Source organism: Streptomyces sp. NPDC045021 (assembly GCF_056432645.1).
In genome coordinates this window covers 27,172-47,440 of sequence record NZ_JBWKIQ010000028.1, presented here as the reverse complement: position 1 = coordinate 47,440, position 20,269 = coordinate 27,172, and the positions used below count along the sequence as shown (strand labels likewise).

Annotated in this window: 16 protein-coding genes and 1 pseudogene; 7 read left to right on the top strand and 10 right to left on the bottom strand. The window is 69.8% G+C overall.

All coding sequences use genetic code 11. The features are described 5' to 3' along the window. Positions 1 to 144: pseudogene (locus AC07DC_RS41240) on the bottom strand (Crp/Fnr family transcriptional regulator); the annotation flags it as partial. 366 nt (positions 145 to 510) lie between these two features. Between AC07DC_RS41240 and AC07DC_RS41235 the strand changes: the two are divergent. Next, on the top strand, positions 511 to 1,635 hold the full coding sequence (locus AC07DC_RS41235) for a family 2 encapsulin nanocompartment cargo protein terpene cyclase (protein WP_478920085.1): 1,125 nt from the start codon (positions 511 to 513) through the stop codon (positions 1,633 to 1,635). Positions 1,636 to 1,690: 55 nt separating this feature from the next. Beyond that, positions 1,691 to 2,557 (top strand): geranyl diphosphate 2-C-methyltransferase, encoded by an 867-nt coding sequence (locus AC07DC_RS41230; RefSeq protein WP_478920084.1) that lies wholly within the window; start codon positions 1,691 to 1,693, stop codon positions 2,555 to 2,557. Between the two features lie 79 nt (positions 2,558 to 2,636). On the opposite strand, the gene AC07DC_RS41225 is transcribed toward AC07DC_RS41230, so the two are convergent. From AC07DC_RS41225 to AC07DC_RS41190, 8 genes are all read right to left on the bottom strand, one after another. Further along, a complete protein-coding gene (locus AC07DC_RS41225) occupies positions 2,637 to 5,570 on the bottom strand; it encodes an NHLP bacteriocin export ABC transporter permease/ATPase subunit (RefSeq protein WP_478920089.1) in 2,934 nt (977 codons plus the stop codon). 37 nt (positions 5,571 to 5,607) lie between these two features. Beyond that, a complete protein-coding gene (locus tag AC07DC_RS41220) occupies positions 5,608 to 7,845 on the bottom strand; it encodes an NHLP family bacteriocin export ABC transporter peptidase/permease/ATPase subunit (protein ID WP_478920083.1) in 2,238 nt (745 codons plus the stop codon). Next, positions 7,842 to 8,648, bottom strand: coding sequence for a biotin/lipoyl-containing protein (locus tag AC07DC_RS41215; protein ID WP_478920082.1), 807 nt, complete (start codon positions 8,646 to 8,648; stop codon positions 7,842 to 7,844). Before AC07DC_RS41215 ends, AC07DC_RS41220 begins: the two co-directional genes overlap by 4 nt. 161 nt (positions 8,649 to 8,809) lie before the next feature. Then, entirely contained in the window at positions 8,810 to 9,028 is a 219-nt protein-coding gene (locus AC07DC_RS41210; protein WP_478920081.1) for a type A2 lantipeptide, read from the bottom strand. A gap of 446 nt (positions 9,029 to 9,474) precedes the next feature. Beyond that, positions 9,475 to 12,306: an ATP-binding protein gene (locus AC07DC_RS41205; protein ID WP_478920080.1), complete on the bottom strand. Its 2,832-nt coding sequence runs from the start codon at positions 12,304 to 12,306 to the stop codon at positions 9,475 to 9,477. Between the two features lie 574 nt (positions 12,307 to 12,880). Further along, positions 12,881 to 13,228 carry a VOC family protein gene (locus AC07DC_RS41200; RefSeq protein ID WP_478920078.1) on the bottom strand — a complete coding sequence of 116 codons (348 nt, stop codon included), beginning with the start codon at positions 13,226 to 13,228 and terminating at the stop codon, positions 12,881 to 12,883. A gap of 147 nt (positions 13,229 to 13,375) precedes the next feature. Next, complete coding sequence (locus AC07DC_RS41195; protein ID WP_478920077.1) at positions 13,376 to 14,104, bottom strand: YcnI family copper-binding membrane protein; 729 nt, start codon at positions 14,102 to 14,104, stop codon at positions 13,376 to 13,378. A 24-nt stretch (positions 14,105 to 14,128) separates the two neighbouring features. After that, positions 14,129 to 14,755: a hypothetical protein gene (locus AC07DC_RS41190; protein WP_478920075.1), complete on the bottom strand. Its 627-nt coding sequence runs from the start codon at positions 14,753 to 14,755 to the stop codon at positions 14,129 to 14,131. 189 nt (positions 14,756 to 14,944) lie between these two features. Between AC07DC_RS41190 and AC07DC_RS41185 the strand changes: the two genes are divergently transcribed. The 3 genes from AC07DC_RS41185 (at position 14,945) to AC07DC_RS41175 (ending at position 17,927) form a co-directional block, all read left to right on the top strand. Continuing rightward, complete coding sequence (locus AC07DC_RS41185; RefSeq protein WP_478920074.1) at positions 14,945 to 16,186, top strand: PP2C family protein-serine/threonine phosphatase; 1,242 nt, start codon at positions 14,945 to 14,947, stop codon at positions 16,184 to 16,186. A 223-nt stretch (positions 16,187 to 16,409) separates the two neighbouring features. Continuing rightward, a complete protein-coding gene (locus AC07DC_RS41180) occupies positions 16,410 to 17,135 on the top strand; it encodes an ANTAR domain-containing protein (protein WP_478920073.1) in 726 nt (241 codons plus the stop codon). A 57-nt stretch (positions 17,136 to 17,192) separates the two neighbouring features. Then, complete coding sequence (locus tag AC07DC_RS41175) at positions 17,193 to 17,927, top strand: ANTAR domain-containing protein (RefSeq protein WP_478920071.1); 735 nt, start codon at positions 17,193 to 17,195, stop codon at positions 17,925 to 17,927. Positions 17,928 to 18,065: 138 nt separating this feature from the next. Here the strand turns inward: AC07DC_RS41175 and AC07DC_RS41170 are convergent, their stop codons facing one another. Continuing rightward, positions 18,066 to 19,028 (bottom strand): SMP-30/gluconolactonase/LRE family protein, encoded by a 963-nt coding sequence (locus AC07DC_RS41170; protein WP_478920069.1) that lies wholly within the window; start codon positions 19,026 to 19,028, stop codon positions 18,066 to 18,068. Positions 19,029 to 19,468: 440 nt separating this feature from the next. On the opposite strand from AC07DC_RS41170, the gene AC07DC_RS41165 reads away from it, so the two are divergent. Further along, positions 19,469 to 19,843 carry a VOC family protein gene (locus AC07DC_RS41165; RefSeq protein ID WP_478920068.1) on the top strand — a complete coding sequence of 125 codons (375 nt, stop codon included), beginning with the start codon at positions 19,469 to 19,471 and terminating at the stop codon, positions 19,841 to 19,843. 47 nt (positions 19,844 to 19,890) lie between these two features. Then, the gene (locus AC07DC_RS41160; RefSeq protein WP_478920067.1) at positions 19,891 to 20,265 is read left to right on the top strand and encodes a cupin domain-containing protein; all 375 of its coding nucleotides are present in this window, start codon (positions 19,891 to 19,893) and stop codon (positions 20,263 to 20,265) included. Positions 20,266 to 20,269: the final 4 nt, after the last annotated feature.

Below are 20,269 nucleotides of genomic sequence, written 5' to 3'. Positions count from 1 at the left end.
CAGCCAGCGGGAGGAGATTCCCGCCATCTGAGGTGCGGACTTGGTGGTGGTCGCCAGATTCCGGGCAGCAGCCGTATCGAGGCTGGTGTGCGCCGGGCCGTCGCCCGGAGTGAGCGCGGATTCCGGACGTGTCTCGATGGACATGGGTGGAGTCCTTTGCCGTGGCGTTCGTGGACGTTCGCGGATTACTTTTTCCCACCCGAAACGGGGCGTCAATTACCGTAACGAGTGAGGTTGTACGGCTCGATTACGGAAATCGGCACCTTGGTATTTTTGAGGCGGTGGCAACTTCCGGATCAGGCGGTTGGCCTCACGAGGGCCGGAAGATTCGCCACCGAAGCTTTGCGGATTTCCTTCCGCGGCGCCATCACTCGATCGAGTGAGTATGCGGCGCAGTCATGATGGTCATACTCAACTTCAGGTGCTGCGCCCGCATTTGCTCGGATCGTTGCTCTCATTCGATCGGCGACACCACACACCACACAAACCGTCAGGCAGGAGAACCACGCTTTGACCACCACCGGACGAGACGCCGTTCCTCGTCGGAGCAACGATCGGAGCAAGGATCAGCCCCTGACCCAAGCGCTGGGACGCGTCCTCGCCGGGCCGACCGGCCTGGGAAGCACCGCCAGCCGCCTCACCCCCCTGGTTCGGCCGACACCGTCGCCCGTGCGGATCGAGGGCCTGTACTGCCCGCCCGCCGTTCGCGACGACCGGGCTCTGGCCGATCTCATCAACGAGCAACTCCTCGAATGGGCCGACGAGGTACGGCTGTTCAGTTCCCCGGAGCTGCGGGCCGGCCTACTGGGGTTCGACCCGGGCCGTTCCGTCATGCTGTGCCACCCGGACGCCCCCACCACCGGCCACCTCCTGACTGCCGCCAAGCTTCTGACCGGCGAGAACGCAGTGGACGACTACTTCTGCGAACCCGAGCTGGGCGGCACCCCCGACGGCCTCGGCGCGCGCCTCGCCGTCGCCCAGTCCGCGATCGACCCCAGTCACATGCCCGCTCCCTACGACGCCCACTGGCGGGCGGCTCTGGAGGAGCATCCGGCCCTGCGGTCCATGCACTCGGCCATGGAGTCCTTCACCCAACTCGCCACCCCTGCCCAGGCCCACCGGTTCCGCCACGAGGTCGCCAGCCTGTACCTCGGCTACGAGGCCGAGGCCGCCTGCGTCCAGGAGGAGCGCAGCCCCCGGGTGTGGGAGTACCTGGTGCAGCGTCAGCTCAACTCCTTCCGCCCGTGCCTGGCGATCACGGACGCGATCGGCGGCTACGAACTGCCTGCCGAGCTGTTCGCCCTCTCGGCCGTGCAGCGCGCGACCGCGCTCGCCTCCACCGCGTCCACGGTCCTCAACGACCTGTACTCCCTGCGCAAGGAACAGGCGTCGGGCCGCTTCCACTACAGCCTGCCCACCGTCATCGCTGAGGAGGAGGGCTGCGCGATCGACGACGCCTTCGCGAAGGCCATCGAAGTCCACAACGAGTTGGTGCGCGCGTTCGAGACCCAGGCCGTCCAACTCGCCGCGAATCCGATCACCGCCCGGTACGTGACCGGTCTCACGAACTGGATGGGCGGCAACCACGAATGGCACGCCGGCCACGTCGGCGGCCGGTATGCCACATCCCCCTGACGGTGAAGCCCGCCGACAGCGAAACGACCTCACGACCCAAGGAGTACGCACTCACATGTCCCTCGACCACGTCATCGCCCCCGCCCCCCTCCTGAACACCAGCCCTTACCAGCGCTCCGTCGCCGCGTACTGGAACGCGGAGAAGAACCCGGTCAATCTGCGCCTGGGAGACGTGGACGGTATCTACCACCACCACTACGGCATCGGGGACGTCGACTGGTCGGTGCTCCAGGCGTCGGAGGACGTGCGCGACGATCTGATCACCAAGGAGCTCCACCGACTGGAGTGCAACCAGACGGAGTTGCTTCTCGACCAGTTCGGCGCGATCGGTCCGGAGGACCGGCTGCTGGACGCGGGATCGGGCCGCGGCGGCGGCAGCATCGTGGCCAATCAGCGGTTCGGATGCTCGGTCGACGGGGTGTCCATCTCCCAGTCCCAGGTCGACTTCGCCAATGACCAGGCCGGCAAGCGCGGTGTGGACGACAAGGTGCGCTTCCATCTCAAGAACATGCTGAGCACGGGCTTCGACTCGGGTACCTTCCGCGGTATTTGGAATAACGAGAGCACCATGTACGTCGATCTGTCCCTGTTGTTCGCGGAGCACTCCCGCCTGCTGGCTCGCGGCGGGCGGTATGTCACCATCACCGGCTGCTACAACGACACCTACGGACTGCCCTCCAGGGCCGTCAGTCAGATCAACGCGCACTACATCTGCGACATCCACCCGCGCAGCACCTACTTCAAGGAGATGGCGGCGAACCGCCTCGTCCCGATCAGCGTCGTGGACCTCACGGCCGCGACGATCCCCTACTGGGAACTGCGCGCCAAGTCGTCACTGGTGACCGGTATCGAGGATCCGTTCCTCACCGCCTACCGGGACGGCAGCTTCCAGTACCTCCTCATCGCCGCCGACCGCGTCTGACCACTCAAGGAGTCCCGACGCCCTCTGTCGGAGTGCCGCGGCGCTCCGGCAGAGGGCGCTCGACCTCCCTCTCCAGGACTCAGCGCATCTGGCGACGGACCAGCTCATGGAACATCCCGCCGGTGTCGGCGAGGAGTTCGGCGGGCGGACCCTGCTGGAGGACCCGGCCTTCGGACATGACGATCACGCGGTCGGCGTCCATGACGGTCGACAGCCGGTGGGCGATGACGACGCGTGTGGAGCGCAGTTTGCGGGTGCTCTCGATCACGACGCGCTGGGTCTCGTTGTCGAGGGCGCTGGTGGCCTCGTCGAAGAACAGGATGCGCGGGTGGCGGATCAGGGCCTGGGCGATCATCAGGCGTTGTCGCTGCCCGCCGGAGACGGTGCCGCCGCCGTCGGACAGGACGGTGTGCATGCCCATCGGCATGCGCTTGATGTCCTCGGCCAACCCCGCCATCTCGGCGGCCTCCCAGGCCTCTTCCAGGGAGAACGTCTCGGAGCCGCAGATGCAGTCCAGAATCGAACCGGTGAAGGGCTGTGCGTTCTGCAGCACGACTCCGCACTGGCGGCGCACGGCTGCCTGGTCGAGGGCTGTCAGGTCCTGGCCGTCGAAGAGCACGCTGCCGGAGGTCGGTCGGTCGAAGCCGATGAGCATCCGGAGCAGGGTCGACTTGCCGCAGCCGCTGGATCCGACGATCGCGACGAACTCGCCCGGTTGGATACGGAACGACACATCGTCGAGCACCAGCGGCGCGTCGTCGGCGTATCGGAACGACAGCTGCTTGACCTCGATCTCGCCGGACAGGGTGCCGGGTTGCGCGGTGCCGCCGCTGACCTCGGGCACCTCGTCGAGCACCGGTTTGATCTGCTCGAACAGCGGCAGGACGGAGACGGCCGAGATGAGCGCGCCGGTCAGCTGGGTCACCGAGGTCAGCATCATCGTCACGGCGGTGTTGAAGGTGAGGAAGCTGCTGGCCGACAGGGTCCCGCGGGCCGGGCCGGCGAGCAGCATGAACATGATGAGGGTGCAGAGCGGCAGATAGACCGCGTTGACGACCGTGATCAGGTTCTTGATCCGCCCCACGCGCTGCTGCAGCTCGCGGCTGCGGGCGAACTCGCCGGCCCAGGCCGCGTAGGCGAAGCTCTCCGCCGCCGCGACGCGAAGCTTGGGCAGTCCGCGCAACGTCTGAAAGGCCTGGTTGTTGAGCTTGTTGCCGAGCACGATCAGACGGCGCTGCCACCGCAGTTGCCACAGCCCCAGGGCGAGGAACACCGCGCCGATCACGACGAGCATCGCCATCGCCATCAAGGCCAGCGAGGGGCTGTACCACAGCAGTAGGACGAAGTTCACGGTGCCGACCGTGCCGGCCTGTACGGCCACCGAGCTGATGCCGGACAGGACGCGGCGGATGGCGCTGATGCCCATCGCGGCGCTGGCCAGCTCCCCGGTGGAGCGCTCGGCGAAGAACTTCGTCGGCAGGCGCAGCAGCCGGTCCCAGATCGCGGGTTGCAGCGTGGCCTCGATACGCCCTTCCATGCGCAGGATGGAGATGTTCTGCAGCAGCATGAAGGCAGCCGAGACGATGGTGGTGGCCGCGATCGCCAGAGATGTCTGGACGATGAGACTGTTCTCGGCGTTCGGTACGTAGACACCGAGAACCTGGCCCGTCGCGATGGGCACCAGCGCACCGAGTCCGACCGCGACCAGGCCGCCCAGGATCAGGCTGCGCAGGTCGCTCCGGGTGCCGCGCAGGCTGAAGCGGAGCAACCGCCAGGGGGATATGGGCCGGTCGGGAAGGGGACGGTAGAACATGACGGCGCGGGGCTGGAACGCCTCCGCGTCCGCACTCCCGATACGCGAGCGCTTGCCGGTGGCCGGTTCCACCTCCTCGTATCCGCCGCGGCGCCACAGCAGCGCGACCGGGGCTCCGGTGCCGGCCCGGTGGCCCAGCAGCGGGCCGGTGTTCTCCCGCCACCAGCGGCCGTCGAGTTTGACCGTGCGGGTGCGGAACCGCGAGCTCAACGCGATGCGCTCGACCTGGCTCGACCGGTCGTTCGACGAGCCGCCCTCCACGGGCGCCGAGATGGTGATCCCGCCCGCTGCGGCGACCAGGCGGCAGGCGGAGAGAGTGGCGTCGTCGGTTCCCTCGACACGTCGGGCCGTGACCTTCCCCGACGTGCCCATGGAGGCCAGCAGTGCCTGATCCGCTTGCGCGCGTACGGCGTGGCCGGCCTTGATGCCGGCCGCCGTGCGGTCCTCGTGGGCGCGTTCGACGCGTTCGATCCAGCGATCCAGCCCGAACAGGAGCCGGGACTGCTGGTTGACCATGCGCTGCCACATCGCAGCGTCGATGAGCAGATCGGCGGCGGCCTCCATGCTGAAGGCGGCGCCGTACTGCACGCTGCCGGGGGCCACCGGCATCCACAGGATGTTGTCGTCGGCCGATTCGTACTCCGCCGCCGGTTGCATCGTTTCCGGTGTCGGCTCCTGACCGGGTACGAGGTCTCCCGGTCCGTGTCCCGGGCGGCCGTCGAGGGGGGCTTCGAACAGAACGCGCAGGCTGCGTCCGACTCCGCGGGCGAACGCGTCCTCCAGCGGGCTGAGGTGCGCTTCGTAGCCGCTGTGCGACCACTGGTCGACGTACCCGTCGTACCCGCCGTGCCGGGCGTACCCGTCGTACCCGCCCTGCCCGCCGTACTCGCCCTGGCCGTGGTACTCGGGTGCGTACAGCTCCCGGAGCTGGATCCGGCGCAGCAGGCATCCCTGCAGGGGCCTGCCGACGAGGGTGTGCCGCGGGCCTTCCGCCGGTCCGAGCAGCAGGGTTCCCGATTCGAGCCGGCCGAGGAAGTGCCAGTGCCCCTGGTTGCCGGCGTCGACCGCGAAAAGGTCCATCGCCCCGTCCACGACCAGCCACAGCACATGTGGCCCCTCCAGGCTCATGCTGCGGGTGGCGGCGCAGTCGACGGGTTGGCCGAGCCCGCCCATGGCGCCGACCACCACGTCGCGGGGCATGGCGTCGGTGACCACAGGATGGTGAACGGATGTCACGTCAGTGCTCCCTGACCAGCTCGGCGTAGGGCCCTCCGGCCGCGACCAGGTCCTCGTGCCGCCCGCGCTCCACGACCGTGCCCCGGTCCAGCACGACGATCTCGTCGCTGTCGCGGACGGTGCTCAGCCGGTGCGCGATCACGACGCAGGCGCAGCCCCGCCGCCGCAGATTGTCGATGATGACCTGCTCGGTCTCGGCGTCCAGGGCACTGGTCACCTCGTCGAGGACCAGCACGCTGGGCCGGCGGACCAGCGCCCGGGCGATCTCCAGCCGCTGCCGCTGGCCGCCGGAGAAGTTGCGGCCGTCCTGCTCGACCCGGCTGTGGATGCCACCCGGACGCCGGGCGATCGCGTCATGGACGGCGGCGTCCTTGAGGGCGGCGACGACGTCCTCGTCCGGTATCGACGGATCCCACAGCGCCACGTTGTCCCGGACGGTGCCCTCGAAGAGGAAGACGTCCTGATCGACGAAGGAGACCGAGGCGGAGAGCGCGCTGCGGGAGATCTCGTCCAGCCGCTGCCCGTCGATGCGGATCGCACCCTCCCACGGATTGTAGAGACCCGAAATCAGCCGGGACACGGTGGACTTGCCGCTGCCGGAGCCGCCGACCAGCGCGACCTGCCGACCGGGGCCGACCGACAGCGAGAAGTTCGTGAGCAGCGGTTCGTCGAGCGGGCTGTATCCGAAGGTGACGTTCTCCAGCGTCACGTGCCCCTTGAGCCGGCGCGTGCTCGCGGCCGGCTCGCTGCGGGAGTACAGCCCGTCCACGGGGAAGCTCTCGACATCCTTGAGCCGTGCCACATCGGCCGCGAAGTCCTGAATCCGGCCGGCCACGCCGTTGAGCCGGGTGACCGGTGCGGTGAAGCTGGTGACCAGCGCCTGGAAGGCGACGAGCAGACCGATGGAGATGTGGCCCTCCACCGCCCGCAATCCGCCGATCCACAGGATCAGGGCGCTGTTGAGGGCCGCGAGGGTGGGCGCGACGACGGCCAGTACCGCGCTGGGTACGCCGAGGCGCTGCTGCCCGTCCAAGGTCGTCGCGTGCTGGCCGGCCCAGCGGCGGAAGTACCCGTTCTCGGCGCCGGTCGCCTTCATCGTCTCGATGAGCTGCAGCCCGCCGTACGAGGTGTTGGTCAGCCGGGCGCTGTCGGCACGCAGCTTCTGCGTCCCGGTGGCGCGGAGGCGTACCACCACGCGCATCGCCGCGACGTTGAGCAGCGCGATCAGCACGCCGACGACCGTCAGTTGCGGGTCGTAGGTCCACAGCAGGACCGCGTAGAGGACCACGACCACGGCGTCGACGCCGGCGGCGGCGAGGTCCCTCGCCAGGGTCTCGGCCACCGTGTCGTTGGACTGCAGGCGTTGGACGAGGTCGGCCGGGTTGCGCTGGGCGAAGAACGTGACGGGCAACCGGAGCAGATGCCGCATGAACCGGGCGCTGCTGAGAGTGGACGAGATGATGCGGCCACGCAGCAGGTTCGCCTGCTGCAGAGCGGTCAGCAGGACGGTCAGCACCAGCATGGCGGCCATCGACGCGAAGAGCACCGGCAGCAGCGACGTCTGGTTGCCGAGCAGGAACAGGTCGATGTACGTGCGGCTGAGGGCCGGTGCCGCCGCGCCGACGAGGACGAGCAGGAAGCTGGCGATCAGCGCGGCCGCCATGGTGCCCGTGGTGCCGCGCAGCCGCGCCGGCAGGGCGCTCATGACGCCGGGCTTGCGGCCGCCGCGGCGGAACCTGTCGCCGGCCTCGAAGGTCAGTACGACGCCGGTGAAGCTGGAGTCGAACTCCTCCCAGGACACGAAACGGCGGCCGCGGGCCGGGTCGTTGAGGTGGACTCCGCGCCGGCCGAAACGCCGCCCCATCCCGTCGAAGACGACGAAGTGGTTGAACTCCCAGAACAGGACGGCCGGCGCCCGAACCTCCGCCAGGGCGGCGGGTTCCATCTGCATGCCCTTGGCGTCCAGGCCGTACCTGCGGGCCGCCTTGAGCACGTTGCTGGCCCGGGAGCCGTCGCGGGACACGCCGCAGGCGATGCGGAGTTCTTCGAGCGGGACATGCCGGCCGTGGTGACCGAGGACCATGGCGAGCGAAGCGGCACCGCACTCCACGGCTTCCATCTGCAGAACGGTGGGGCTGCGGACGGTCTTCTGCCGCTGCTTCGGCCTCTTCGCCTTCGGCGTCGGCTCGGGGCGGTGCCGGGCGCGACCTGGCGGGTTCTGGCGGTGCTGCGCGGTCACGGAAGGACCCAATCGATCGGATGCTGCGCGGTCAGGTGGATGGCGCCACTGACCAACGTCGTGGAATCGATCGCGTACGGCGGCCCGTGCGCCGACGACCACGTGTAGCCGGACTCCGTGCCGGCCGACCGTTCAAGACGGACCACGACCGGCACCGGCTGGCCCTGCGCCGAGAACTGCTCGCCCAACTGGCTGTCGCCGAGGAAGCTGCTGATCTGCTGCCGGGTCTCGGGGGCCCGGCCGATCGCCAGCACACGGCCTCGCAGCACACCGAACCGCTGCGACGGCACGGACTGGACGGTCAGTTCCACCGACGCGCCCACCGGGATCGTGGACGCGCTGCCGCCCGGCGCGTACAACACCGCCACCAGTGGGTCGTCGGGCTTGTCGATGCGCTCCACCGTCGCCAGGTCCGCGCCGGTGGCGACAACGGCGCCTATCTTGGCCACGATCGCGGTCACCCGGCCCGCGGCCACCGTGCGTACGGTCTCGACCTTCCGGTCGGTGCGCACGGTCAGCAACGGTGCGCCCGCGGGCAGCGTGTCGCCTTCTTTGGCGAGGGTCGCGGTGATCTGCCCGGCGACCGGGCTCTGCAGGACGTAACTGCCTTCCGCATGGGTCAGGATTCCGGGTGCGGTCAGCTTGGACGACACCGTGCCGGTCACCGCCCAGAAGCACCCGACGGCCATGACGACCGCCGTGACGGCCAGTACGAGCCAGCCCTGCGGCCGGGCGAGCAGCACCGGTACGTCGAGCTCCTCAGGCGATTGCAGCTTGGAAAGCGCCTTTTGGCGGAACTGCACGTCACTATTCCTTCAACTGCATTCGAACATGGCATTCATAGGCCCCGGAACGAGAGGTTCCGGGGCCTATGTCCAACCCTACGGGGAATCAGAGGGGAATCAGATCTACCGGTGGGTCGGGTAATGCGGACGGCTATGACGCCGCGGAGTGAACGCAGCGGTCAGAGACCGGCGACCAGACCGTTGACCTGAGCCGGGAGGATGCCGGTGACCGTCGAGAGCGGCAGCGAGACCGGCAGGGCCGACTCGACGGTGCCCACGAGGTCGCCGACCGAGAGGCCGTTGACGCCGACACCGAGGCCGACGCCGCCGGAGACGTTGTCCAGGTCGCTGTCGGCAATTTCGCGGGTCTCGACCTGGGGGGTGAAGTCGTTGCGCATGACTTGCGGTTCCCTTCATAGCTGTGGGGGGTGTTCAGATTGGCGTCGGCCGGTTCGGCGGTAAGCCGATCCGGCCGGTTCAACGGTCGTCCGATGCCCGAAATCTCGGAAACCTGTTTTTGCAACTCCCGTATGTCGCAAGACAAAACCACGTCAGCGCGCTGTGGGGCCACCCCGCCGCCCACAGTGTTTCGGTCGGCGTTTCGGTACCGCGACATGTTCGCCGCCGGAGTCGTCCACCGAATGTCGACGAATTCTTCACACAGTGGAAACGGACAATTCTCACGGGCGGGTCCTGCCATCGATCCTGATCGGACATACCCGCGTTTAAGGCCCGGCACAGGCCCGGCGAAGCGAGATCCGGCCAGGTTGCTGTGCGCTTTCTGCGTGCGAGATGTGCAGGGTTGCCCGGGAGCGGTGCGGTGTGACGGGTGGTCGCCGCCGGTTCACCGAGAGTCGGTGAGTGCTGTGCTGACGCCTTGCAGGACCGCGGGAAGCCGGTCGCGTCCGCCGATACCGAGTTTCCGGTAGGCGTTGGTGAGATGGATCTCGACAGTGCGCTGCCCCACCGACAGGACCTCGGCGAGCTCCCGGTTGGATCTGCCTTCGGCGGCGAGCATGGCGGTGCGCAGCTCGGCAGCCGTCAGCGCGGCGACCCCGTCCGTGTCGGAGGACTTCGGCGGTCGGCCACCCGATGCGGACAGCTCGATACGGGAGCGCCGCGCCAGATCGGCGCAGCCGCACTCCTCCGCCAGTTCGAGCGCGGCCCGCAGCGTCCGCCTGGCCGGCACCGGGCGCTTGGCGCGGCTCAGCGCCGTGCCGTACTCGGCCAGGGACCGTGCCAGGTCGAACCGGTCGGCGGACCGCTGCAGAACGGAGACCGACTCCTCCAGCGCGGCCAGCCCCTGGGGGCCACCGACCGCGGCCCCCAGCATCCGCAGCGCGGCACCCAGCGGACCGGGCGCACCCCATCGGCGCGCCTGCTCGACCGCGTCCGCGGCCCTGCGGCGCGCTTCGGCCGTCTCGCCGAGGGTCAACAGAGCCGCCGCGGTGTCGGTCTGCCACGGTGCGGCGGCGGGATTCGCCACGTTCCAGGCCGGAAGCCGGCGGCCGGCGGCCAGCAGATCCCGGAGCCCCTCGGCCGGTCGTCCCGCGGCGGCCCGCAGCCGGCCCCGCGCGAGCAACAGGGTTGTGCCGGCCCATGTCTTCGGCACCTCGCCGCACAGGTCCGACAGCTCGACCAGGCTCCCCGCCTCGTCGTGCTCGCCCAGGTCGATCAGGATCTCCAGCCGCCGGGCCAGGAATTCCACCGCCGCACCGGTGCGCCGTGGCGCGCCGCAGCCGATGAGCATCTCGAACGCGATCCGAGCGTCCTCGGCCGCGGCAGGCATCCGGCCGAGCCGGTGCGCGACGACACCGCGCAGCGACCGGGCCGCGGCCATGCCCGGCCGGTGCTGCCAGCGTTCGGCATGGCCGACCATCGCGTCGCAGAATTCGTAGGCCTCCTCGGTCCGGCCGGCCTGGGCCAGCACCAGAACACTGCGCAGGATGGGCCGCATCGCGTCGGGGGTGAGCGGCAGGATCATCAACGCCTGCTGGGCCAGGGCCACGGCGCGGGTCCGGGACCTGCCCGCCCACACGGTCCGCATGGCCAGCAGGCTCAGATAGCGGCCGTCGCCCGCCCCACCCTGCGGTGCCGGCCTGGGCAGGCGGTGCAGCACCTTGGCCGCAGCCTCCGCGGTTGCCTCGCAGTCGAACTGCAGCTCCGCCGAGCAGAGCGCCTGGTCGGTGGAGACCGGACCGGCCTGTGGAGCGACGAGTTCGATGGCGGTCTCATGGCGTCCGGTCACGGCGAGCAGCTCTGCCAACTCCCGCGCCACGCCCGCTCGCCCTTCCGGATCGGTCGGATCCGCCGGATGAGCGGACACCGTGGTGAGATGGCGGATCGCCGCGACGAAGTCCAGATACCCCTCGGCCCGGCCCAGCGCCGTCAGCAACGGTATTCGGACCCCGTCCGGAACCGGCTCGCCCAACGCCCTGGTCAGATAGGCGACGGCCATGTCGGGCTCGCCCCGGCCGAGGGCGGATCCGGCGGCGTCGCGCAGCACGTCTGCCACCCACGGTTCGGCCAGCACGGGGGTGGCCATGAGCTGCTCGACCACCCGGTCCTGCGGGGCGCCGGTGTCCCGCAGGACCCGGGCCGCCGTGGTGCGCAGCGTCTGCAGCTCCGCGAACGGCAGGTGCTGCATCAGCGTGCCGCGCAGCAGCGGCTGCGCGAAGGAGACGAACCGATCCTCCTCGCGCAGCAGTCCGGCCCGCCCGAGCGCCGTCGTGACCTCCATGACCACCGGCGGCTCGACACCGCACACGCCGGCGACGCGGCCCAGGTCCGCATCGGCGCCGAGGACGGCGACGGCCCGGGCGACGTCGAGCGCGAGCGGCGATATCCGGCGCAGACGAGCGTGCAGCCTGGAGGCGAGTCGCGGTACGGCGATGTCGCCGAGCACGGCCGCCGGGCCCGCGGTGGGCGCGACCGCCCGGTCCCGCAGCACCGCGGCCAACTCGGCCACGCACAGCGGGTTGCCCGCCGTCTCGCGCAGGAACGAGGCGACGAACGACGCGTCCGGCGCGGCGGCCAGCGCGCGTTCGATCAGGGTCGACGCGGCCGGAGCGCTCAGATTCGACGGGTGCAGTTCCACTGTGCTGACAGCCAGCAGCTCGTCGAGGGCGGCGGAATCCGTGCACGGCTCACCAGGGCCCGCGGTCAGCATCACCGCGATCCGCGCGTGTTCGACGCGCTGCGGCAGGGTGCTCAGCCAGCGCAACGACTGCGGGTCCAGCCACTGCAGATCGTCCACCGCCACGAGTACCGGAGCCTGGGAGGCCAGGTGCGCGAGCCCCCGGTGCAGCGTGTAGAGCTCGCCCAGGGACGCCTCGCCCGCGGGCCGCGTGATCGGCAGTTCCCTGGCCCCGGACAGGGAGTCGGCACAGGCGATCAGGCCCGCTTCCACGAGTTCCGGCAGAACGGGCTCGAACAACCGGCTCACCAGTCCGAAGGACAGGTCGCGTTCGGCTGAGCTGCCCCGGGCCGACAGTACGGTGAAGCCGCTTCGCCGGGCGCGGTGGACCGCGTCGTCGAGCAGCGCCGTCTTCCCCATCCCCGCACCGGCACTGACCACCACGACGCTGCCGGCTCCTTGAGCCGCTCCGGCCAGCATCGCCTCGATCTCGGCGATCTCCGTGTCGCGGTCGACCAGTCCTGACGTGGCCGTGTTCATGTACTACCCATTCCTGCGGCCGAGCGTCATGACGTGGACGTGACGACCGGCAGGCATGCATCAGCGGGATCGGCGCGTCTCGTCTCGCGTTCCGCGAGGACGACGACGCCCGCACCACGCTGCTCCGGCCCCTGTGGGGGCGGCTGCCTTCTGCCCTGCCCGGTCACCCACGCCGTCACCCCGGCCCTGATCGATTGCGGGACAAGCCTGGCGCGAACGTTTCTCTTCGGGTCTTCGACATCGCAGAGCAGGCATCCCGGCCGCGGCCGGCCATCCGTGGGCGCACCACGGACGATCGCCGGGTCGGGCCATGTTCACACACCGCAAATCAGGGGGGACGGATCAGGCCGGGCGAGGCCCGGGGGGCCACTGTAGTGCTGACCGGATCCCGGGCGCGCCGCGGTCCGGAATCGGGCCGTCCGGTCTGGTCGAGCCCCCAGACCGTATCGGCCATCGTTCGGATTCGCCATGCCTCAGGTGTTCGATCGACACGCCCCGGGCCGCGCCGATCACCCCCACAACCTTCTCAATACGCCCAGCGGTCCGAGGACCGCAGCGGTGGCTTTCCTCGCTGTCAGAGCTCGTAGGCCTTTTCGTGCCGCGGCTCGTAGAGTCCCAGCTCACCGCCGCCCGGTAGGCGCAGCGTCGTCTTGATTCCCCATCCGGCATTGGTGATCGGTTCCGTGAACTCCACACCTTTCGCGGACAGTTCCTTGACGGTCTCTTCAATGTTGTCGCACATGAAGTACAACTCCTGCGACGGGTCTCCGGCGGGATGGACCGCGACCTCGGCGGGAGGCAGTTTGAAGATGAGCCAGCCCTCGCCGGCATCGACATGCGGATACCGGAGGACATCCCTGAAGAATGCCCGGTCGGCTTCCGCGTCCTGACTGTAAACAATGATGTGCGCGCCATTGATCATGCCCGGATGGTACCGAATGCCGGCTTGAAATCCTGGCTGCGATGCCAATCCAGTCCGGAGCGGGAGCCCCGCCTCCCGAGGATTTCCTTCCGGGGGAGGCGGGGCGCATGTGGGGACGCGGAATTGTTGCTCTGCCTGGAGCTGCGACTATGGGCGCGAGCCCCGGTTGTGGCGCAGGGCGAATCCGGCCGCGCCCAGACCCAGGACGCCTACCACCAACCCGGCGATCCCCAGGGCGCGGGCAGTGGAATCACTGCTCGACGCGGTCGATGCGACCGCCGGGGGAGTGGTGGCCTTGGGCGTTGCCGTGGCCGGGGCGCCCGCCTGGGTGAGGCGCAGCACCGGGGCCGGGTTCTCCGGCGCTTCCCCGCCGGCCTTCGGCTCCTCGATCCAGCGCACGACCTTTCCGTCGGAGTACGTCTGCAGCGCCTTGAACACCAGTTGATCGGTGTCGTCGGGGAGTTGGCCGAATGACGCGTTGAAATCCTGGTACTGGCCCGGCTGGATCTTTCCGCCGGTCCAGGTGATTTCCGAAACGGCATCGGTGATGGTGCCGTCATCGGTCTTGATCGGTGTCTTGAGATGAGTGGTGCTCACCTTGGCCGTCCAACCGGGCTCGGCGGTGACCATCACCCCGGTGATGGGGTGATCGGCGGGGAAGACGATCTGCACCTGGGTGGTGCCGACGGCGTCCTCCTCGTTGGGGACCCGGAACGTCAAGGTGCCGTCGACGGCGCCCTTGGCGTACACCTCGGGGTGGACGGTCACATGGGCGGACGCCGCGCCGGCGGCGGCGAGCACGCCGGCTGCCGCGAGGGCGATGACTACGGCGCCACGGCGCAGGGCGCGGGGAACGCGCGGGGATGTCGGGGACACGGGTGGACTCCGTCCGGAGGGACTTCACGGGTGCGCGCGGCCGGGGCAAGTGTCCGGCGCGCACGGGACGCGGAACGAGCGCGTCGGGGGAGGCCCGCGTCGTGCGACCTCGTACCGGAGCAGGAGTTGCCGGACACGGCGCCCCGCGGCGAGTTCGGGGGACGCGGTCGCGCGGCCCGGTGGCGCCACAGCGTGCGTTCCGGAGGTCCACCAGCCGAACAGGGCCGGAACGAGTGTCGCGGTCCGGCGCAGCAACGACCACACGGCGGCCTCGCCGCGACGCAGCCACCAGGCGGCGGCCAGTGCCGCCGCCAGGTGCAGCACGGCGGTTCGGGGAGTCGTTGGATCGTGCACGAGGTGAGCCATCGGCATCGCGCAGCCCGGCCGTGCCGCGGCTTGGTACTGGGCTGCGGCGAACGCCGCGTGCAGGGCGGCCTGGGTGGCGAGCATCGCGCCGCCGATGCCGGCCAAGGAGCGCTCCCGGCCCGCCAGGACGCAGCCGGCTGCGAGGACCGCGACGAACCCCAGACCGTCCGCCCGGGCCGGCGGCGGCGCACCCGTCGCCAGCCCGTGTGCGGTCGCTGCCAGCGTGACGCACACCGCGGCGAACAGCGTCGCGCGCAGGATCCGTATCGCCGGCGAGGCCCTCATGGCGACGGTCTACCATCCGCCGGTGATCCGCGGGTGTGGATCACATCAACCGGCAAAAGATCGGGGTACGGACCGGAGACGACCCCAAGGTGTGGCACCCAGCCGGTTGGGGGATCAAGGCGGGCGCGCAGCGCACGCGCTTCGTACAGTGGCGAGAAACCCGTACTCGAAAGGACCGGCACGGAGCCTGTGGCACCGCAGATCGATTACAAGGCACTGTTCGCGGCCACGCCCAGTCCGTACCTGGTGCTGGGCCCCGACCTGGTGATCGCCGACGTCAACGAGGCGTACCTGCGGGCGACCGGCCGGAGCAGACAGGACCTGGTCGGGCAGTACCTGTTCGAAGCCTTCCCGGACAATCCGGAGGACCCCGACGCGGACGGAGTAATGAACCTGGACGCCTCGCTGCACCGGGTCCTGCGCCTGCGGGAGCAGGACACGATGGCGGTGCAGAAGTACGACATCCCCGTCACCGGGCAGCCGGGAGTGTTCGAGAAGCGGTGGTGGTCGCCGATCAACACCCCCGTGCTCGCTCTCGACGGGCACGTGGCATGGATCATCCACCGGGTGGAGGACGTGACCGCATTCGTCCTGTCCCACGTGGGTCGCTCGCAGCCGGGCAGGGGAACCCTCAGCGAGCGGGAGGCGATGGAGGCCGAGCTGTACGCGCGGGCGCGCGACCTGCAGCGGCTGAACGAGGAACTGCGCGGGGCCCACGCGCGGGAACACAAGGTCGCCCTCACCTTGCAGGAGGCGATGCTCCACTCACCGGACCTGGCCGGGCACGGGGACATCGCGGTGCGCTACCTGCCCGCCGTCGGTTCGCTGAACGTGTGTGGCGACTGGTACGACGTGGTCGACCTGCCGGGTGACGGTTTCGCCGTCGCGGTCGGCGACGTGGTCGGCCACGGCTTGGAGGCCGCAGCCGTCATGGGCATGCTCCGCAGCGCGCTGAGCGCCGCCGTCAGAGCCGTCGACGGGCCCGCGAAGGCCCTGGAAGTCCTGGGCCTGTACGCCCGGTCGGTGGAAGGGGCGCTGGCCACCACCGCGGCCCAGGCGCTCATCGACACCCGCAGGAGCACCATCACCTACAGCAGTGCCGGCCACCTGCCCCCGGTCCTGCTGCACCCTGACGGCACCTGTGACCTGCTCGACCAGGCCACCGACCCACCGCTGGGCGCCCGCCCCGAACACATCCCCCGCCCCCAGAGCGCCCTGCCCTACGCCGGAGGCGACACTCTCGTTCTCTACACCGACGGGCTGGTCGAACGCCGCGGCGAGGACATCGACGTCGGCCTGCACCGGCTCACCGACGCCCTGGCCCGCTACAGCCGCCTCAACCCGGAACACCTGGCCGACGCCCTGCTGGCGCGCCTCGGCGTGGCCGGCGGCGCGCGCGACGACATCGCCCTGGTCGTCGTGCGCCTGTGAATCCCAACGGCGCGGTCGCTGCCCCACTCCCGCAGATCGCTGCCGGCCGGTGCAACGCGCTGCGAGGGTCGGCGCTGGTGGGTGGTGCGTCGGGCCAATTCTCGAAGCTCACTTGCGATGCGAGCACGGTCGCAGCAACCTGTCCGTGAGCGCGGAAGCGGACGGGGCGTTCGTGAAGTGGTGAGGGGTGCTGAGGTGGGCACCGGGGTCTCGGGTAGTTGCCATGACGGATTCTGAGGTCGCGGAGTTGGTCCGGACCCTGCTCCTGAGCGGTGGCCATGGGCCGCCCCGGGGCTGGACCGGGCGCTGTGCCGACGTACTCGGCGTCGACGGCATCGCCATCTCGATGGCTTTGGACAGCACGGAGTTGCTGTGGTTCAGCGACGAGCAGAGCGCCCGGCTGGACGATCTGCAGTTCACCCTCGGCGAGGGCCCCAGCATCGAAGCCGTCCGTGACGGATCGCTCACCATGGAGTCCGACCTGGAGCGGGCGTTCGCCGAGCGCTGGACCGCCTTCGTCCCCGCCGCGGTCGACTCCGGAGTACTCGCTGTCTTCGTCTTCCCGCTGAGGCTGGGTGCGATCTGCTTCGGCGGGATGACCGCCCACCGGCACCGGCCGGGACCACTCGGCAGGCAGGCCGTCTCGGACGCACTGACCCTCGCCGATGCCGTGGCCATCTATCTGCTGACCCTGCGGCCCGGCGAACCGGGGGCGGCCTCGACGGAGCGCGGTGGTGACCACGACGACCTGGTCGCGAACTGGGACCTGCACCGCGCCGAGGTGCATCAGGCCGCCGGGGCGCTCAGTGTCCGGCTGGACGTGTCACTGCCCGAAGCCCTGCTACGGCTGCGCGCCCATGCCTTCACCACCGACCGGCCCATCCTGCACGTCGCCCGCGACGTCATCGCGAACCGACTTCAACTGCCGCGCGATCCGGCACCGTCGTGACCGACCACGGCAGGCAGCCGACCGTACGGACGAGTTCATGAAAGGGGAACACGGACCATGAACCGCGAGGAATGTCTGGCCGACACCTTCGTCGAACTGGCGGACACACTCATCGACGACTTCGACCTCATCGAATTCCTCCACCAGCTCGCCACCCGCTGCGTCGAGCTCCTCGAGATCTCGGCCGCCGCGATCATGCTCGCGCTGCCCGGAGCCGATCTGCACCCGGCCGCCGCCTCCGACCATCGCGCCGAACTGTCCGACCTGCTGGCCCTGGGCCGACGCGAGGGTCCCGCGCTCCAGACCTACCGCACCGGTACCCCCACCGGGTCGCTCGACATCAGCCACATCACCCCGTGCTGGCCGGCCTTCGCCGGCCAGGCCCGCCGCGCCGGATACGGCGTGGTCTGCGCGCTGCCGATGCGGCTGCGGCGCGAGGTGATCGGCTCGCTGCTCCTGTTGCGCGCCGAACCGACACCACTCGGCAGCGCCGACATCCGGCTCGCACAGGCCCTGGCCGACGCCGCCACGATCGGCATCCTGCACCAGCAGACACTGCGCCAGAAAGCCGAGCTCACCACCCAACTGCACACCGCCCTGCACAGCCGCATCGCGATCGAACAGGCCAAGGGCATGCTCGCCGCCCGCTGGGAGACCACCGTCGACGAGGCCTTCACCGCGCTGCGCCGGCACGCCCGCACCCAGCACCAGCTGCTCAGCGATGTCGCCCACGCCGTGGTCGACCGTGGTCTCCAACCGGAACGTGTGGACCGCACCCACAGCAGCTCCTGAGGACCGACGCGTCGCGGTACGGAACCCACCGCGCACCCCAGGAGGCGCCCGCCCCGGTGTTCAGCGCCTCCTGCCCTGCCGGTTTCTGACGCCGGGGCAGGAGGAGCGGAGTCCGTACCGGGACGGGCGGTGTCCGCGCTATCGCTTGAGTCGGGCGAGCAGCAGGTTCGGGTCCTGGGCGGTGGTGTAGGCGGCGCTGGTCACGTAGACGGTGGATCCACGGACTGCCACGGCCGTGGGGTTGGACAGCCCGTCGTCCCGGGTGAGCACGATCGAGTGCTTGCCGTGGGGGGTCACCAGAGCCACTTCGTTGAGGGAGTCCAGGGCGGCGAGGACGGTGTCGTCATGCCCGGGGAAGGCGAAGTCGTCGACGCCGGTGAGGCCCTCGGCCCGGACCTCGATCGCTCCGGCAGAGCCGTCGTCGCAGATCGGGATACGCAGCAGGGTGGCCTTGTCGTAGTTGCTGACCCAGACCGCGCCGTGGTGGACCTTGATGCCGTTGGCGCCGATGAAGCCGACTCGCTGGAGCTTGCCGCCACTGGCCCAGACGGTCTGGGATCCGCCGTGCAGCGGGATCCTCCGCACGACCCCGAGGGCCGAGTCGGCGGAGTAGAGCACACCCGCGTGCTCGTCCAGGGCCAGCCCGTTGGCAAAGCCGTCGACGGGCAGGGCCGCGATCCGCTTCGGCGTGCCACCAGGGGTCAGGCGCCAGATTCCGGTGAGGTCCTCGGTACCGGTGGAGTACGAGAAGTACAGGGTTCCGTCGTGGGTCCGGACGATACCGGTGACCGCCGCGAACCCCAGGATCGGCGTGGACGGGTTCGCCGGGTTGGGCAGGGTGGCCAGGATGTGTACGTGGCCGGCCCTGGTCACGTGGGCGATCTGCCGGCTGCCGATGAAGGTCAGGTCGGCCGAGCCGTCGGGCTCCAGGGCGATGTTCTCCGGCATCTGGCCTGCGGCCAGGTCGAAGTGGACGAGGATGTGCGGGTCCGACAGCGGTGGTGCGACGGCCGCGGTGGGCGTGGCGGCGAGCACGGTCAGTGCGAGGGACGCGGCACCGAGCGAGCCGGCGAGCCGGGGGAAGTGCGGAAAGCGGGGCAAGATCTCTCCTCCTGAGGTACCTGACTGAGCTTGCAGCAGAGCACGACGGCCGGCTCCGGACCGGTCGACAGGTGCGCAGGTGCGTCAGAATCGCCCGCCTGGTCCACCGCCCGCCTGGTCCACCGCCCGCGGATCCCCGGCACCCCCGCGTTGTCGCGATAACCGGTGAGTTATCGATCGTGTGCGAGATCCGGCGTTGTTCCCGTACGCGCTCGCGCCGATGCTGGAAGGGCAAGAAGACGTCCGCTGCGGTGCTGTGACCCCCCACTGGGGCTGCGCCGACCGCACACACCGAGCATCCCGACCTCACCGGAGTCGGGACCGACAACTCACAACTCCGAGGGCAACACCCGCATGTTCGCTATCAGCCAGCGCTGGGGCTTCAAGCCGTGGCGGCACACGTACGAGTACCACCTCACGCCGAGCCCTCAGGCGGAAGCGTGAACATCACCGCCTCCGCCGTCTCCCTCACCGTCCAGGACCCGGCCGCCTCCAGCCTGTTCTTCACCACTCATCTGGGGTTCCGGGAGGTCATGGTCACGGACCCGTTCATCTCCCTGCAGCGCGACGACGCGGCCAGCGACATCGTCCTCCTCCTGCGCGGTACGGAGGTACTGCCCGAGGAACAGCGTCACCAGCAGGTCGGCGGCTTCATTCTCGCCTTCACCGTCACCGGCATCGCCGCCGAGCACGAGCGGCTGCAGGGTGAAGGCGCCCCCATCACGATGCCGCTGCGTGAAGAGCCCTGGGGCGAGCGGCTGCTCCAGCTCACCGACCCCAACGGTGTCGTGGTGCAGCTCGTCGAGTGGGCCTGACCGGAAACCCTCCCCTTCCCCTGCCCGGCTAATGAAGGTTCCTCGAAATGACAGTCGTCCGTTTCGCTGACGCCCTCCCGACCGAGACGCCTTCCTGGGTCACAACCACACTCGCCGCTCCCGCGCAGGGTGGGTTCGCATCCGCGCTCTGGCGCCTCGAGGTGCAACCCGGCGTCCAGAGCCCGGTCCTCCTGATCGACGCCGAGCAGATCTGGACGTTCCTCGCCGGCGACGCGACGATAGAAGTCAACGGTGAGCAGCTGTTCGCCGGTGAGGGCGACACCGCGATCCTGCCCGCCGCCGAGCCCCGTCAGGTGACGGCGGGTCCCTGGGGCTTCACCGCCATCGTCGCGACACCGGCCGTACCCGAGGCAGGCACGCCGGGCAGCGCCGGCTCGACTCTCCCGCCATGGATTGCCTGACAGC

Bases quoted from the DNA above. Each gene is read 5' to 3' on its own strand.
- AC07DC_RS41230 (WP_478920084.1), top strand. From the start codon at position 1,691: ATGTCCCTCGACCACGTCATCGCCCCCGCCCCCCTCCTGAACACCAGC.
- AC07DC_RS41225 (WP_478920089.1), bottom strand. From the start codon at position 5,570: ATGCCCCGCGACGTGGTGGTCGGCGCCATGGGCGGGCTCGGCCAACCC.
- AC07DC_RS41210 (WP_478920081.1), bottom strand. From the start codon at position 9,028: ATGCGCAACGACTTCACCCCCCAGGTCGAGACCCGCGAAATTGCCGAC.
- AC07DC_RS41205 (WP_478920080.1), bottom strand. From the start codon at position 12,306: ATGAACACGGCCACGTCAGGACTGGTCGACCGCGACACGGAGATCGCC.
- AC07DC_RS41200 (WP_478920078.1), bottom strand. From the start codon at position 13,228: ATGATCAATGGCGCGCACATCATTGTTTACAGTCAGGACGCGGAAGCC.
- AC07DC_RS41190 (WP_478920075.1), bottom strand. From the start codon at position 14,755: ATGAGGGCCTCGCCGGCGATACGGATCCTGCGCGCGACGCTGTTCGCC.
- AC07DC_RS41180 (WP_478920073.1), top strand. From the start codon at position 16,410: ATGACGGATTCTGAGGTCGCGGAGTTGGTCCGGACCCTGCTCCTGAGC.
- AC07DC_RS41175 (WP_478920071.1), top strand. From the start codon at position 17,193: ATGAACCGCGAGGAATGTCTGGCCGACACCTTCGTCGAACTGGCGGAC.
- AC07DC_RS41160 (WP_478920067.1), top strand. From the start codon at position 19,891: ATGACAGTCGTCCGTTTCGCTGACGCCCTCCCGACCGAGACGCCTTCC.